14 protein-coding genes are annotated in these 14,568 nt (G+C 66.0%); 7 read left to right on the top strand and 7 right to left on the bottom strand.

Annotated elements, in window-relative coordinates:
• Positions 1-72 precede the first annotated feature (72 nt).
• On the bottom strand, positions 73-540 hold the full coding sequence (locus OVY29_RS18655) for a cupin domain-containing protein (protein WP_037553787.1): 468 nt from the start codon (positions 538-540) through the stop codon (positions 73-75).
• A gap of 97 nt (positions 541-637) precedes the next feature.
• Between OVY29_RS18655 and dapE the strand changes: the two genes are divergently transcribed.
• A complete protein-coding gene (gene dapE, locus OVY29_RS18650; RefSeq protein WP_313911896.1) occupies positions 638-1,771 on the top strand; it encodes a succinyl-diaminopimelate desuccinylase in 1,134 nt (377 codons plus the stop codon).
• Here the strand turns inward: dapE and OVY29_RS18645 are convergent.
• Genes OVY29_RS18645 through OVY29_RS18635 form a run of 3 tightly spaced genes read right to left on the bottom strand, consistent with a single transcriptional unit; the run spans position 1,768 to position 4,349 of the window.
• Complete coding sequence (locus tag OVY29_RS18645; protein ID WP_037553789.1) at positions 1,768-2,346, bottom strand: Smr/MutS family protein; 579 nt, start codon at positions 2,344-2,346, stop codon at positions 1,768-1,770. The genes dapE and OVY29_RS18645 overlap by 4 nt on opposite strands.
• Positions 2,347-2,353: 7 nt before the next feature.
• A complete protein-coding gene (locus OVY29_RS18640; protein ID WP_037553790.1) occupies positions 2,354-3,679 on the bottom strand; it encodes a murein transglycosylase A in 1,326 nt (441 codons plus the stop codon).
• Between the two features lie 4 nt (positions 3,680-3,683).
• Complete coding sequence (locus OVY29_RS18635) at positions 3,684-4,349, bottom strand: Tim44/TimA family putative adaptor protein (RefSeq protein WP_152567557.1); 666 nt, start codon at positions 4,347-4,349, stop codon at positions 3,684-3,686.
• A gap of 251 nt (positions 4,350-4,600) precedes the next feature.
• Here OVY29_RS18635 and secB point away from each other — a divergent pair, with 251 nt between their 5' ends.
• The 4 genes from secB to OVY29_RS18615 all read left to right on the top strand — a co-directional run bounded on the left by secB (position 4,601) and on the right by OVY29_RS18615 (position 8,638).
• Positions 4,601-5,116, top strand: coding sequence for a protein-export chaperone SecB (gene secB / locus OVY29_RS18630; protein WP_037553791.1), 516 nt, complete (start codon positions 4,601-4,603; stop codon positions 5,114-5,116).
• Between the two features lie 27 nt (positions 5,117-5,143).
• A complete protein-coding gene (gene murJ / locus OVY29_RS18625; RefSeq protein WP_037553792.1) occupies positions 5,144-6,721 on the top strand; it encodes a murein biosynthesis integral membrane protein MurJ in 1,578 nt (525 codons plus the stop codon).
• A 22-nt stretch (positions 6,722-6,743) separates the two neighbouring features.
• Positions 6,744-7,751 (top strand): tryptophan--tRNA ligase, encoded by a 1,008-nt coding sequence (gene trpS, locus OVY29_RS18620; protein WP_037553795.1) that lies wholly within the window; start codon positions 6,744-6,746, stop codon positions 7,749-7,751.
• Positions 7,752-7,945: 194 nt separating this feature from the next.
• On the top strand, positions 7,946-8,638 hold the full coding sequence (locus tag OVY29_RS18615) for a DUF4136 domain-containing protein (protein ID WP_037553844.1): 693 nt from the start codon (positions 7,946-7,948) through the stop codon (positions 8,636-8,638).
• 389 nt (positions 8,639-9,027) lie between these two features.
• On the opposite strand, the gene dnaA is transcribed toward OVY29_RS18615, so the two are convergent.
• The 3 genes from dnaA to mutM form a co-directional block, all read right to left on the bottom strand.
• Positions 9,028-10,386: a chromosomal replication initiator protein DnaA gene (gene dnaA, locus OVY29_RS18610; protein WP_037553797.1), complete on the bottom strand. Its 1,359-nt coding sequence runs from the start codon at positions 10,384-10,386 to the stop codon at positions 9,028-9,030.
• A gap of 501 nt (positions 10,387-10,887) precedes the next feature.
• Positions 10,888-11,151, bottom strand: coding sequence for a 30S ribosomal protein S20 (rpsT, locus tag OVY29_RS18605; protein WP_037553799.1), 264 nt, complete (start codon positions 11,149-11,151; stop codon positions 10,888-10,890).
• 189 nt (positions 11,152-11,340) lie between these two features.
• Positions 11,341-12,153 carry a bifunctional DNA-formamidopyrimidine glycosylase/DNA-(apurinic or apyrimidinic site) lyase gene (mutM, locus tag OVY29_RS18600; protein WP_037553801.1) on the bottom strand — a complete coding sequence of 271 codons (813 nt, stop codon included), beginning with the start codon at positions 12,151-12,153 and terminating at the stop codon, positions 11,341-11,343.
• Between the two features lie 93 nt (positions 12,154-12,246).
• On the opposite strand from mutM, the gene OVY29_RS18595 reads away from it, so the two are divergent.
• Both OVY29_RS18595 and ubiB read left to right on the top strand, forming a co-directional pair.
• Positions 12,247-12,984 carry a class I SAM-dependent methyltransferase gene (locus tag OVY29_RS18595; protein WP_037553803.1) on the top strand — a complete coding sequence of 246 codons (738 nt, stop codon included), beginning with the start codon at positions 12,247-12,249 and terminating at the stop codon, positions 12,982-12,984.
• Complete coding sequence (ubiB, locus tag OVY29_RS18590; protein ID WP_313911895.1) at positions 12,981-14,525, top strand: 2-polyprenylphenol 6-hydroxylase; 1,545 nt, start codon at positions 12,981-12,983, stop codon at positions 14,523-14,525. The genes OVY29_RS18595 and ubiB overlap by 4 nt, the downstream gene beginning before the upstream one ends.
• The last annotated feature ends 43 nt before the right edge of the window (positions 14,526-14,568 follow it).

Below are 14,568 nucleotides of genomic sequence, written 5' to 3'. Positions count from 1 at the left end.
CCGCCGCGATATGCAATTGCTTAGGAGCATAGGGGAATAAAAGCTTGGGCCGGGGCGGTCATGTTCGACCGGTCACGGTATCCGCGATGTCGGGTAGGGCGTGCCGTCCTTGTGGAAATAGCCGTCGGGCGTGAAGAGCATGTCGATGTCCGAATAGCCGCCGCCGGTGTCATATTTCTTGCCGCCGCCCAAGGCGACGAAGATGCAATCGGCGTCCGATTCGTTGATCAGATGATGGCCGTTGGTGCTGCCCTTCGGCCACACCGCGATGTCGCCCGGCCGCATCGGATATCGCCCGTCATCCTCGACGAGCACCGCCTCGCCCGCAATCATCACGAGCATCTCGTCCTCGCCGTCGTGCCAGTGGCGCTGCGACGACCAGGCGCCGGGTTTGAGGACAACGTGACTCGCGGCGAAATCGCTGAGGCCGGTCGGCGGCGCGAGGCGGCGGTACCAGCGGCCCTGCACGGGCGCATCATAAGGCGCGGGGTAACCGGTGGTGTTCGTTTGCGGAATGGTTTCGAGATCGAGCTTGGGCATGGCAGTCCTCGTGGATTTTGTTCTTCCTTTGTTTCGCACAAAGGCGGCGTCATGCAAAGCCTCGACTTGCACGCGAACGAAGGAGTAAGGGGCGGGCATGACACATCATGTCGATCCGATCGAACTCGCCAAGGCGCTGATCGCCGCGCCGAGCGTCACGCCGGCCACCGGCGCCGCGTTCGACGCGCTGGAAGCGGCGCTGGTCCCGCTGGGCTTCACCGTCGAGCGCTTCATCGACGGGATCGAGCCCGACGGGCCGGTCGAAAATCTGCTCGCGGTGCGCGTGGGCAAGGGGCCGAAACATTTCGGTTTTTCCGGACATCTCGACGTCGTGCCGCCGGGAGTCGGCTGGACCAGCGATGCCTTCGTGCCCGAGGTTCGCGGCGAGCTGCTTTATGGCCGCGGCGCGGTCGACATGAAGGGATCGATCGCGGCGTTCGTCGCGGCGGCGGCGGCAACCCCGCACGACGCGGGCACGATCAGCCTGATCATCACCGGCGACGAGGAAGGCCCCGCGATCTTCGGTACCCGCGCGCTGATGGAGCATATGGACGCGCGCGGGGTGAAGCCCGACATGATCGTCGTCGGCGAGCCGACGTCGGTGAACAAGCTCGGCGACATGGTGAAGATCGGGCGGCGCGGGTCCGTTAATATCTGGATCGACGTGCCGGGGACGCAGGGGCATGTCGCCTATCCGCACCTCGCCGACAATCCGATCCCGAAACTGGTGAAGATATTGTCGGAGATCGATTCGGTCAGCCTCGACGCCGGGACCGACTGGTTCCAGCCGTCGAACATCGAATTCACCGATATCGAGGTCGGCAATGGCGCGACCAACGTCATCCCCGCATCGGCGCGGGCGCGGCTGTCGATCCGCTTCAACGACCAGCATCGCGGCGCCGACCTCGTCGCGATGATCGAGCGGATCGCGCACGACATCGAACAGGAGGCCAAGATATTGGGCAAGATTTCGGGCGAAGCTTTTCTGACGCCGCCGGGCGAGCTGTCCGAGCTGGTCGCCGAAGCGATCCATGCCGAGACCGATCTCCGGCCCGAAATGTCGACGACCGGCGGCACGTCGGACGCGCGTTTCCTCCACGCGCTGTGTCCGGTGGTCGAATTCGGGCTTACCAATGCGACGATGCACAAGCTCGACGAGGCGGTGGCGGTGGAGGATCTGCACAGGCTCACCGCGATCTATCGCGGCATTTTGATGCGCGCTTTTCTCTAATCCTCGCGCGATCTGCGCAGGATGACATAGACCGCCCCTGCTCCCCCGTGACTGATGTGTGCGGGGCGAAGCGCGACGATCCGGTCGGCATGGGGAGAAAAGGCGAGCCACTCGGGGAGCGAGGCGCGGATCGCGCCGCGCGGGCGCGGATCGCCGTGCATCATCGGCAGCCGGTCGGCCCCCGGACGCAGCCGTCCCGCGACGACAAGCAGCACGCGCGCACCGCATAACAGCGCGCGGCCGATCGCCTCATCGAGCAGTGCCTGCGCCGAGGCGAGCGTGTGACCGTGGAGATCGATGCTCATATCGGGGCGGACGAGCCCCTTGCGCAGGCGGCGGTCCCAATGGCCGTCAAGCGTCGCGGCCTGGTGCGTGCGGCGCGGCGGCGGGAGTTTTGCCGGCGTAGGACGCGGCGCGGCAGCGGGGACGGCGGTGCTGCGCGCAGTCGGCGTCGGCGACTTGACCGTCGGCGGGACCACGGGCGCGAGCGGCGCCTTCGCCTTGGGCAGCGGCGTCACCGTCGCTGCCACCTTCCTCCACAGCGCGCTTTCGTCGGGATCGAGGCGCCGCGGCATGGCGCGATCAGCTTGCCGGGATCAGCCGCGCGATGCTGGTGCGCGGAAGCAGGAGCAAAGCCAAACCCCGCGCCGACATGCCGCCCGCAATCGCGCGCGCCTCCTCGCCCGCGCCCCAGAAACTGTCGAAGCGGTTCGCGCCCTTGATCGCGCCGCCGGTGTCCTGCGCGACCCAGAGACCATTGGGTTCGGCGCGGTCGAGCGACAGGAAGACGGGGGCGCCCAATGGCACATATTTGGGGTCGGCGGCGACGCTCGCGCGGCCGGTTACTGGCACGCCCAAAGCGCCGAGCGGACCGGGGCCGGTGAGTTCACGGAAAAAGACCCAGCTCGGATTCTCGTTCATCACAGCCGCGCCGCGCACCGGATCCGCGCGCAGATAATCGAGAATACCCTGCATCGACGCCTGCCCCGGCTGGAGTTCGCCGCGGTCGCGCAGCAGCTTGCCGATGCCGACATAGCCGCGGCCGTTCTGCGTGTCGTAACCGATGCGCATGATGCCGCCGTCGGGGAGGCGGAGGCGGCCCGAGCCCTGCACCTGCAGGAAGAAGAATTCGGCAGCGTCGGCCGCCCAGGCGATTTCGAGCCCGCGCCCTTCGAGCGCCCCGCTCTCGATCGCAGTGCGGTCGTAATAGCGGACGAAATTACCCTCCTCGACGCGGCCGCGGATCTTCCGGCCCTTCAAATCGTCGGCGAACTGGCCGAGGTCAACTTCGACGAGGTCGGCGGGACGGCGATAGATGGGGACGTCGTAACCCGGCCGCTTGTCGCGCGATGCGGCGATTTCAGGTTCATAATAGCCGGTGACGAAGGCGGCGCCCGCACCGACCTGGATCGTGCCGAAATAGCGGGCGAAGAAGCCGAGCGCGTCCTGGTCCGCCCAGTCTTTCGCCGCAGTGCAGCTTTCGGTCCAGTCGGCGCCCTGCGTCAGCCCGCTCGTATCGGTGCGCCGCTGCACCGACGGGCAGCTGCTGCGGAAGGCGGCGAGCGCGGCCGCCGCCTGCTCGGCGGTCACGCCGAGCGTGGCGAAATCGGGGCCGGCGATCACCCCGCTGGCGGAGGCGGTCGTCGCATCGGCAGGCGGCGGGGCGGTAGGAAGCGGCGCAAGCGGGGTCGCGGGGATCGGCTGCGCGGCGGCGCCGGGGCGCTCGGACGGGCGCGGCACATAGGGGCGCGGGGTGCCGAGCGGACGCGCTGGTGCGGGAGTGACGGTCGCCGGGCGGCTGCCCTCACCGGCGGGAACGGCCGATGCACAGCCCGCCAGCAGCGGCAGCGCCGCCAGCAGCGCGAATCCGAAAGCCCGCGCGCGCGGCGCCCCTACCGTCAGGATCACGGAATCAGGCCGATTCGGCTTCGTCGAGCACCCAATTGGGGTCGTCGCTGCCGATCTGGCGGCGGAAGGTCCAGAGGTCATCGGCCTGCGCCGCGTCGCTCATCGAGCCCGCGATCAGCTTGCCGTCGGCATCGCGGGTCACCGCGCTGATATCGGCATGATAGCGCACGGTGACCCGCGCTTCGCTGCGGCTCATCTCGACCGCGGTGATCTTGGCCGAATCGATGCCGATCAGGCGGTTGTCGAGCGTTTCGCCGCGCGCCTCGCGCGCCGCGATCGCTTCGACGAAGGCCTCGTAGCTGTCGTCGTCGCAAAGGTCGCGCAGCGTGTCGCGGTCGCCCTTCCAATAAGCCTCAAGAATCATGCGATACGCCGCCTCGGCGCCTTCCATGAAGCGGCCGGCGTCGAAATTGCGGTCGGTCGCGAGCAGCTGGCGCAGCCCGGCCTCGGCGGCGGGTTCATAGACCAGCCCCGACGTGTCGGCCGACGCGGGCGCCGCGGCCGGTGCGCCCTCGCCATCATCGAGGCGGACCGGCGATGATGCGGTTGCGCGCTCGCGCGGCAGCACGGGTTCTTGCTCATGCCCCGTGCGCTTGCCGAGCACCGAGTAGAGCCGCATTCCGAGGAAAGCGGCGATCATGGCGAGCAGGACAATCGAAAAAGCGGTCACGGGCAAAAGTCCAATGCGGAAGAGCGAAACATCTTGACTGATACATAGGCGATACGGCGCCCGGTTTCAAATAGCCATGGCCGCGGCCGGGCGGCAGGTCAACGATTCGCCCTTAACCATCGACCGCCATCGGGCCCATTGTGCTCACCTCCGGGCGCTGCTAAGCGCCGCGGCAACCGTCCGCCGCGGTTCCGACACGGCCCGTACGGATGCGGATATGTTTCCATCTTTTCAGTGAAAGCAGCTTCATCATGGCCGACGAGACGAGCCCCGACCTCAACAATCCCGCCCTGCAACCGAACGGCGAAGACACGAGCCCGGCGATCGGCCTGATTTCGCAATATGTGAAGGACTTGTCGTTCGAAAACCCGAACGCTCCCGCCGTTTACCAGTGGCAGGAAGCGCCGCAAGTCGATGTGCAGTTCAACATCGCCGCCGACAATGTCGGGGAGAATCTGTACGAAGTGACGCTGAAGATCGATGTCACGTCGAAAACCGACGCCGGCACGAGCTTCGTGATCGACCTCAAATATGCCGGTCTGTTCGGCGTCCGCAACGTCCCCGACGACCAGCTTCAGCCCTTCTTCCTCGCCGAAGCGCCGCGCATCCTCTTCCCCTTCGCGCGCCGCGTCGTCGCCGATGCGGTGCAGGATGGCGGTTTCCCGCCGCTCCTGCTCGAACCGATCGATTTCCACGGCCTTTTCGCGCAGCAGGTCCAGGCGGCGCAATCCGAAGCGGCCGGCGAAGTCGCGGTCGGCCAGGCCTGAAACCCGTAACCGGGGCGGGCTGAGGGGTTGAGCAGCCTCGTCAAAAGCGTGGGGACGATCGGCGGCCTGACGATGGTCAGCCGCATTTTCGGCTTCGCGCGCGACATGTTGCTCAGCCGCATTCTCGGCGCCGGCGGCGTCGCCGACGCCTGGCAGCTCGCCTTCCAATTGCCCAACATCTTCCGCCGCCTGTTCGCCGAGGGCGCGTTCGCCGCCGCGTTCATCCCGCTGTTCAACCAGCGGATGACCAAGGAGGGCGACCACAGCGAAGCGCGCGCCTTCGCCGACGCGGTGCTCGCGGTGCTGATCCCGATCCTGATCGTCTTTTCGGCGCTGCTGCTGATCGTGATGCCGTGGGTGATGGGGCTGTTCGCGAGCGACGCGCTGCAGGCCGACGGCGAAACTTTCGACCTCGCCGTGCGGATGGCGCGCATCGCCTTTCCCTATCTCGCTTTGATGAGCGTCGCGACGTTGTTCGCGGCGATCCTCAACAGCCTGTCGCGCTTTGCCGCCGCCGCCGCCGCGCCGATCCTGCTCAACATCTGCCTGATCGGCGCGCTGCTGCTCGGGCTTTTCACCGGCGACGGAGGCGAAGCCTCGAAAGCCGCGACGGGGCTTTATCTCGCGATCTCGGTCTCGCTTTCGGGCCTGTTCCAGCTCGGCTGGCTCTATTACTGGATCCGGCGGTCGGGGTTTCGCCCGGCGCTGCGCCGCCCCCGGCTGACTGCGGACGTGCGCGAGATGGGGGTGCTGATCCTGCCCGCGGTGTTCGGCGCCGGCGTCTATCAGATCAGCCGCTTCATCGACCTTTTCTTCATCGCGACGCTGCCCGACAAGAGCATCACCTATCTGGCGATGGCCGACCGGCTCAACCAGCTGCCGCTCGGTATCATCGGCATCGCGCTCGGGACCGCGATCCTGCCCGCGCTGTCGCGCTTCGTCGCGCAGGACGATCGCGACGGTGCCGCGCGGCTGCAGAGCAATGCGGTCGAACTCGCGATGCTGCTCACCGTCCCCGCCGCCGTTGCGCTGTTCGTCGCGGGCCCCGCGATCACCAGCGCCTTCTATGTCGGCGGGCAATATAGCGTCGCCGACGGGCTCGCGACCGGCGCGGTGGTCGGCGGGCTCGTCGTCGGCCTGCCCGCCTATGTACTGGTCAAGGTGCTCGTCCCCAATTTCTTCGCGCGCAAGGACACGCGCACGCCGGTGTGGACCGCGGCGATTTCGCTGGCGATCAACATCGCGCTCAACCTCCTGCTGATCCCGCGGCTCGGCATCGTGGGGCTCGCACTGGCGGGCTCGATCGCCGCTTGGTGCAATGTGGCGATGCTGTACACGATCCTTCATCGCAAGGGGCTGTTCCGCCTCTCCGGCCGGGTGGCCGGGCGAATCGCCCGCATCGTCCTGGCCGCGGCGGCGATGGCGACGGCGCTCTATTATGCGATCCCGCTGGCGGGCGACGCCTTCATCGGCGGGGTATTCGAACGGATCGTCGCGCTCGGCGTGCTGGTGGGCACGGGGGCGATCATATTCTTTGGTTGCGCCTTCCTGTTCGGCGTGGTCAATCGCGACACCGTCGGCCAGCTGCGCCGACGCCAACTTTAAAACTTCAGACGGGACGATCGACATGCGGACGCTATCGGGCATCCAGCCCACCGGAAATTTGCACCTCGGCAATTATCTGGGCGCGATCCGCAACTGGGTGCGCATGCAGGACGAGATGGAGGGCGACAAGCTCTATTTCCTCGCCGATCTGCACGCGATCTCGATGCCGCACGTCCCGGCGGAGCTGACCGCCAACACGCGCGCGATGACCGCCGCGCTCGTCGCCTGCGGGATCGACACCGACCGGTCGATCCTCTTCAACCAGGCGCGCGTTCCCGCGCATGCCGAACTGCAATGGCTCTTGAACGGCACCGCGCGGCTCGGCTGGCTCAACCGCATGACGCAGTTCAAGGATAAGTCGGGCAAGAATCGCGAAAGCGCGTCGGCGGCGCTCTACACCTATCCCGTGCTGCAGGCGGCCGACGTGCTGCTCTATCAGACGACGCACGTTCCCGTGGGCGAGGACCAGAAGCAGCATCTCGAGCTTGCGCGCGACGTCGCGCAGAAGTTCAACAATGACTATGCAAGCGACGACGCGCCGGTGTTCACGCTGCCCGAGCCGATCATCCCGGCAGGCCTCGCGCGCATCATGAGCCTGCGCGACGGCGCCGCGAAAATGTCGAAGTCCGACCCGTCGGACATGAGCCGCATCAACCTGACCGACGACGCCGAGACGATGATGCAGAAGGTCCGCAAGGCGAAAACCGACCCCGAGGTGCTGCCGTCCGAAGCCGCGGGGCTCGAAGGGCGTCCCGAGGCGCGCAACCTCGTCGGCATCTATGCCGCGCTCGCCGACACGAGCGTCGATGCGGTGCTGCGCGATCATGCGGGGCAAGGCTTCGGAGCGTTCAAGCCCGCGCTCGGCGAATTGCTGATCGAAAAGCTCGGCCCTATCAACGCGCGGTTCGTCGCGCTGAAGGACGATGCCGCGGCGCTCGACGCGATCCTCGACAAGGGCGCCGAAAAGGCACGCGCGCTCGCCAAGCCGACGCTCGACGCCGCCTATGCCGCGCTGGGGCTCTGTCGCTGACGGTCGCGGGGCCCGCGTGCTGTTTGAGCGCTGTTCGGCAAGCGGAATTTCTTGTTTTTGCGTTTCTCGTCCCCATATTGAGGGATGAAACCGCCGTGCGACGAAACGAGTTCAACCAAGGTTAAGTCGCATCGGCATAGTCTATGGTACGAAAGCGCTGCATGAACGCGCACCCGAATCACGGAGCCAAGACGATGAGCAAGATCAACTTTCGGCGGCTGGGCCTTGCCGCCATAACGGGCGCGGCGCTCGCGCTGGCTGGCTGCGCGACCCCATTCAAGGCCGATGTCGCGCGCTTCCAGTCGCAGCTACCCGCGCCGCAGGGCCAGAGCTTCACAGTCGAGGCGAGCAATCCCGCGCTGCAGGGCGGCATCGAATTCGGCCAATATGCCAATATCGTCGCGGGCGAACTGACGCGCTACGGCTATCGCCCCGCGGCGAACGGCGAACGCGCCGACCTGATCGTCCGCATGGACTATGGCGTCGACAAGGGCCGCGAACGCGTCGTGTCGAGCCCCGGCTTCGGCGATCCCTGGTACGGCGGCGGATGGTACGGCCGCGGCTTCTATCGCCCGGTGATCGTCACCGGCCGCGGCGGGCGCCGCTATGTCTATGGCTATCGCGACCCCTTCCTGTGGGGCGGTTTCAGGCCCGGCTGGGGCTATAACGACGTGTCGAGCTACACCGTCTATACCAGTGGCCTGAACCTCCAGATCGACCGTGCCGCCGACGGCTCGCGCCTGTTCGAAGGTCATGCCGAAGCGCAGTCGCGCGACAATAATCTGCAGGCGCTGGTCCCGAACCTCGTCGAGGCGATGTTTACCGGCTTCCCGGGCAATTCGGGCGAACGGGTGCGGATCACGGTCGCGCCGCCCGAAAAGGGCTGAGCGACCTTTGAAGAGCCAAATAAAAGGCCCGCCCTCCGACTGGAAGGCGGGCCTTTTTCATATGGTGGAGAATGACCGCTTTCGACCGGAAGCGGTCGCTCGATCCTCCCCATCGCGAAGCGCTGGGGAGGGGGAGTGTTGGGTCGTCCAGTCCCCCGGACTGGACTTGGATTGCCGGGGGCAATCCAACCCTACACTCCGCGAAGCGGTGGTGGAGGGGTCTGGCCTTGCACCGACGCCTGACGGCGTCGACCCCTCCGTCAGCCCTGCGGGCTGCCACCTCCCCATCGCTGCGCAAAGGGGAGGATTTGGACGACAGCTCTCCACCCCAAAGCCGACGTTGAACGACATGGATAATCCAGTGGATAAACTGGGTATAAACCTGTGGATCAGCTGTTGAGAGCGCGGCGGATCGCGGCGATTTCGGCGTCGAGTTCGCTGTCGGCGACGCGCAGCGCCTCGACCGTGCGCACGGCGTGGATCACCGTCGAATGGTCGCGCCCGCCGAAACGGCGCCCGATTTCGGGATAGGAGCGCGGAGTCAGTTCTTTCGCGAGATACATCGCGACCTGCCGCGGGCGCGCGATCGCGCGGACGCGGCGCTTCGACGCCATTTCGGACTTGTCGAGCCGATAGTGCGCGCAGACCGCGCGCTGAATCTCGTCGATCGTGATACGCGGGCGCGCGCTGCGGACATTTTCGGCAAGCCGGTCCTCGGCGAGCGCGAGATCGACCGTCGTGCCGGTGAGCGCGGCATAGGCGAGCAGCTTGTTGAGCGCGCCTTCGAGTTCGCGGATGTTGCGCGTGAAATGCTTGACCAGATAGGCGACCACCGCATCGGGGACCTCGACCATCGGCATCGCAGCGAGCCGCTGGCGGATGATGCGTTCGCGAAGATCGTCCTCGGGCGCCTCGATGTCGGCGACGAGCCCGCCCGACAGGCGCGACAGCAGCCGTGCCTCGACCCCATCGAGCATCGCGGGCGGGCGGTCGGCCGTGACGACGAGACGTTTACCCGCGGTCATCAGATCGTCGATCGTGTGAAGCAGCTCTTCCTGCGTCGAATTCTTGCCGATCACGAACTGGAGATCGTCGAGGAGCAAGAGGTCGGCGGCGCGCAGCCGCGCCTTGAACGCCATCATGTCGCCGCCGCGCATCGCGCCGACGAATTCGAGCATGAATTTCTCCGCCGACATCAGAATGATGTTCGCGGTCGGATGCGCCGCGGCATAATCCTGCGCGATAGCCTGAAGGAGGTGCGTCTTGCCCTGCCCGGTGCCCGAGCAGAGGTAGAGCGGGTTGAACTGCGGCGCTTCGACCATCGCCATCCGGCGCGCGGCGTTGGCGGCGAGGATGTTGCTGCGCGCGACGACAAAGCGGTCGAACGACAGGCGCGGGTCGAAACCGAGGAGCGCGGGGTTGGCGGCGGGTTGCGGCGCCTCGAAATTGGGCAGCGGCGCCGCCGCGAGGTTCGCCGCGCGGTCGTCCGCCGCGGCGCCGCCGCGCACCATGACGCTGCGCACTGCGGGCAATTGCTGCCGCCACGCAAGTTCGAGCCGGTCGCCGAAACGTTCGTTGATCCAGTTGGCCGAGAAACGACTGACGGTTTCGAGCGTCACGACTCCCGACATCGCGCAATAATCGGCAAAGCGCACGGGCTTCAGCCAATGGTCGAAGGTGCGGACGCCGAGGTCGCGGCGCAGCCCTTCGGCGACGCGCGGCCAGAGCGTGGCGGCATCGCCGTTCATCGCTCTGTCTCCTGCGTCATGCCCATGCCGATTGCCGCTCTCTGTCACGCCGTGCCGCCCCCTCAGGTCCCCTTTGCGCCGGAGGTTCGGGCGGCCGGCCACATGCCGATTCGTCGCCTGCGCCGGGCACAGGTTCTCATCCGGGCGAGGAGCCCGAAAGGATGCGAATCATGTCGATGTGACGGCCGCCAGCGAAAGCCGGCGACGCACCTGTCTAGTCAGGGCGCGGCGAGTCGATCAAGGGCTCGCCATGTAAAAATACTGAAATAAAAATCTTGACTCGCCGGGGTCACCGGAATCGCGTCGAAACGTGATTTTATCGTTTATTATCAGATGTTTATTTATGACATTCCGGAGACAGAAGAACGAATCGCAGCAATTCCGTCACTTACCGCGCTGCAACACTATTGCCACCCGGCTGTCACAATATCCGATGCAAAAAAGGACCCGCCGGACAAGATGCCGGCGGGTCCTTTTTGTTCCCTTTCGGGACGCGGATGATCAGGCGATCGCGTTCACGCTCTTGGTCAGGCGCGAGAACTTGCGCGCGACCGTGTTCTTGTGGAGCACGCCCTTGGCGACGCCGCGCGCCATTTCGGGCTGCGCAGCCTTCAGCGCGGTCGCGGCCGCATCCTTGTCACCGGCGGCGACGGCCGTTTCGACCTTCTTCACCAGCGTGCGAATGCGCGAAACGCGATTCTTGTTCACGAGAGTGCGCGCGGTGTTGCGGCGGATGCGCTTCTTTGCCTGCGGCGTATTGGCCATAAATTCCTCTAGTCTTTCAAACGGTCTACATGGTCGGAGCACAGCAGCAGCAGAGCAGCCGAATCCCGCGAAATGCAGCGAATCGATGTCCGGATGCGGCCGGTTCCGGACGACCGGACCCTGCTCGAAGGGTGCGCGCATAGCGATGAAGGGCGATTTGGTCAATGGCCTTGCGGGCAATATCCCGCATTATCGTTGGCATTTGGAGCAAAAGAAGGTCGAGCGCCCGCTCTGTACGATCCGCGCGATCGTTCCGCTGCATTCGCAAGCCTCGCCCTCGCGGCCATAGACGCGCCAGTCCTTGGCGAAATAGCCGAGATCGCCTTCGGGACCGAGGAAGTCGCGCAAGGTCGAGCCGCCCGCCGCGATCGCCGCGATCAACACCTCCTTGATCGCGGCAACCAGCGGTGCGAGCTTCGCCCTGGAGACATCGGCAGCGGGCTTTTCCGGCGAAATGCGCGCCATGTTGAGCGCCTCGCAGACATAAATGTTGCCGAGCCCCGCGACGATGGTCTGATCGAGCAGCATCGCCTTGATCGGCGCGCGACGCCCGGCGAACGCCTTTGCCAGACAGGCGGCGTCGAAAGCGTCGGACAGGGGTTCGGGGCCGAGCGTTACAAAGGCAGAAAAGCGCGTCAGCGGATCGCCGCTCACCAGATCGACCGAGCCAAAGCGCCGTGGGTCGTGGAGGAACAGGCGATGCCCTGCCCCGGTTTCGAGCAGGAGATGATCGTGCTTGCCCGCATCGCCGCCTTCGGTACGCCAGCGTCCCGACATGCCGAGATGAAAGATCATATGATCGTCGCGGTCGGTCGACACGATGCCATATTTGGCGCGGCGCGACAGGCCCGTGACCGTTGCGCCGGTCAGCCGCTGTGCAAGGTCGGCGGGAAAGGGCCGGCGCAGGTCGGGGCGGAAAGTGGTGACTGCGGTAAGCCGTTGCCCGTCAAGGAAGGGGGCAAGGCCGCGGATGGTGGTTTCGACTTCGGGTAGCTCGGGCATTTCGACATGGCGGTAACTGGCATTTGCTTGCGCGACAAGGCCCGGCTAAAGGCCATCGCAACAGAATTTCTCCCCGCAAAAGGCGCACAAACGATGGCCACTCCCGATACCGTCAGCTTCGGCTATGAACAGGTCCCCGCGGGTGCGAAGACCGCGATGGTCGGCGAAGTGTTCAGCCGCGTCGCGCGCAAATATGACATCATGAACGACGCGATGTCGGGGGGGATGCACCGCCTGTGGAAAGACCGCTTCGTACGCCGCGTGAAGCCGCGCGAAGGCGAAACGATCCTCGACATGGCGGGCGGCACCGGCGACATCGCCTTTCGTATGGAGCGGTTCGGCGCGAGCATCACGGTCGCCGACATCAACCCCGACATGCTCGGCGTCGGCATGGAGCGCGCGGCAGAGCGCGGGATCGACAGCCTCGTGTGGTCCGAGCAGAACGCCGAAAAGCTGAGCTTTCCGGACCAATTCTTCGACGCTTATACGATCGCCTTCGGCATCCGCAACGTCACCGACATTCCGGCGGCACTGAAGGAAGCGCACCGTGTGCTGCGTTATGGCGGGCGTTTCTTCTGCCTCGAATTTTCGACCAACGAATGGCCGGGTTTCGCGCAGGCCTATGACGCTTATTCGCATCACCTCGTCCCCAAGCTCGGCAAGCTGATTGCCGACGACGAGGACAGCTATCGCTATCTGATCGAATCGATCCGCCGCTTCCCGCCGATGCCCCAATTCGCGCAGATGATCGGCGAAGCGGGCTTCACCGCGGTCAAGGTCGAGCCGATCCTCGGCGGTCTCGTCGCGATCCACAGCGGGTGGAAGGCTTGACCCGACCCGTCACCCATATCGTCCGCCTGCTGAAGTGGGGACGCATCCTCGCACGCCACGGCGCGCTGCGCGGGATCGAAACCGCGCCACAGACCCCGCCGGGAGTCAAGCGATTGTGCCGCCTCGCGCGGCTCGGCACGATCCAGCCGAAGCTGCCCGACTATGCCGCCGCCTTCCAGGCGATCGGCCCCGCGGCGGTCAAGCTGGGACAGACGCTCGCGACGCGCCCCGACCTCGTCGGCGAAGAGGCCGCGCGCAACCTGCTGACGCTGCAGGACGCGCTCGCGCCTGTCGCGTTCGACCGGATCCGGCAGGAAATCGAGGTGACCTTCGAAGCGCCGCTCGAAAGTCTTTACAGCGAGTTCGATCCTGAGCCCGTCGGTTCGGCGTCGATCGCGCAGGTTCACCGCGCGGTGACGACCGACGGGCGCCGGGTCGCGGTCAAGGTGCGCCGCCCGGGCATCGACAAGCAGTTCGCGCGCGACATCGAAACCTATGAATGGGCGGCCGCGCATCTCGAAGCCTTTGGCGGAGAAGCTGCGCGCCTGCGCCCGCGGCAGGTGATCGCCAATTTCCGCCGCTGGACCTTGCGCGAACTCGACCTGCGCCGCGAGGCGGCGTCGGCATCGGAACTCGCCGACGCGATGACGGCGGTGCCCGAATATGACGTGCCGGCGATCGACTGGGATCGCACCGCGAGCCGCGTGATGACGATGAGCTGGATCGACGGCGTCAAAATCTCGCACCGCGACCGGCTCGTCGCGGCGGGCCACGACATGGAGGCGCTGGCATCGAACCTCGTCCACGCCTTTCTGCGGCAGGCGATCGCCGAGGGATTTTTCCACGCCGACATGCACCAGGGAAATCTGTTCGTGAAGGCTGACGGCACAATCGCCGCGGTCGATTTCGGCATCATGGGGCGGATCAACCGGCAGGCGCGCTACTGGCTCGCCGAGATCCTCTATGGGCTGACGACGGGAAATTACCGCCGCGTCGCCGAGATTCATTTCGAGGCGCAATATGTGCCCGATTATCACAGCGTCGAGGAGTTCGCGACGGCGCTGCGCGCGGTCGGGGAGCCGATGCGCGGCAAGCCGGTGAGCGAGCTTTCGGTCGGGCAGATGCTCGACGGACTGTTCGCGATCACGCGCGATTTCGACATGCAGACGCAGCCGCACCTGCTGCTGCTCCAGAAGACGATGGTGATGGTCGAGGGCGTCGCGACGATGCTCAATCCCAAGATCAATATGTGGGATGTCTCGGGGCCCTTCGTCAGCGCGTGGATTCGCGACGAACTCGGCCCCGAAGCCGCGCTCGCCGACGGGATTCGCGAACAGGGCAAGACGCTCGCGCTGATCCCCGACATCATCCGCCGCCTCGACGCGCAATTGCCGCGGAAGGGCGCCGCGCCGCCCGCGCCGCCGCTGCCCGAGATTCCGCTGATGTGGGACAAGGGCGAGAAGCGCCGCTGGTGGCGCTATGCGCTGACCGCTCTGCTCAGCGCCGCGGCGGGCGCCGGTATCCTGACCTGGCTCGGCTGAGCCGACGCACGCGCGGCCTTGGTTACCGGACATTTACCCTAAA

Source organism: Sphingopyxis sp. SE2, from assembly GCF_032227185.1.
Taxonomy (GTDB): domain Bacteria; phylum Pseudomonadota; class Alphaproteobacteria; order Sphingomonadales; family Sphingomonadaceae; genus Sphingopyxis.
This window is presented reverse-complemented; position numbering and strand designations above follow the sequence as displayed.

What these genes read in the sequence shown, in the direction of transcription:
- OVY29_RS18655 (WP_037553787.1), bottom strand. Translation starts at nt 540, where the DNA reads ATGCCCAAGCTCGATCTCGAAACCATTCCGCAAACGAACACCACCGGT.
- dapE (WP_313911896.1), top strand. Translation starts at nt 638, where the DNA reads ATGACACATCATGTCGATCCGATCGAACTCGCCAAGGCGCTGATCGCC.
- OVY29_RS18645 (WP_037553789.1), bottom strand. Translation starts at nt 2,346, where the DNA reads ATGCCGCGGCGCCTCGATCCCGACGAAAGCGCGCTGTGGAGGAAGGTG.
- secB (WP_037553791.1), top strand. Translation starts at nt 4,601, where the DNA reads ATGGCCGACGAGACGAGCCCCGACCTCAACAATCCCGCCCTGCAACCG.
- trpS (WP_037553795.1), top strand. Translation starts at nt 6,744, where the DNA reads ATGCGGACGCTATCGGGCATCCAGCCCACCGGAAATTTGCACCTCGGC.
- OVY29_RS18615 (WP_037553844.1), top strand. Translation starts at nt 7,946, where the DNA reads ATGAGCAAGATCAACTTTCGGCGGCTGGGCCTTGCCGCCATAACGGGC.
- dnaA (WP_037553797.1), bottom strand. Translation starts at nt 10,386, where the DNA reads ATGAACGGCGATGCCGCCACGCTCTGGCCGCGCGTCGCCGAAGGGCTG.
- rpsT (WP_037553799.1), bottom strand. Translation starts at nt 11,151, where the DNA reads ATGGCCAATACGCCGCAGGCAAAGAAGCGCATCCGCCGCAACACCGCG.
- mutM (WP_037553801.1), bottom strand. Translation starts at nt 12,153, where the DNA reads ATGCCCGAGCTACCCGAAGTCGAAACCACCATCCGCGGCCTTGCCCCC.
- OVY29_RS18595 (WP_037553803.1), top strand. Translation starts at nt 12,247, where the DNA reads ATGGCCACTCCCGATACCGTCAGCTTCGGCTATGAACAGGTCCCCGCG.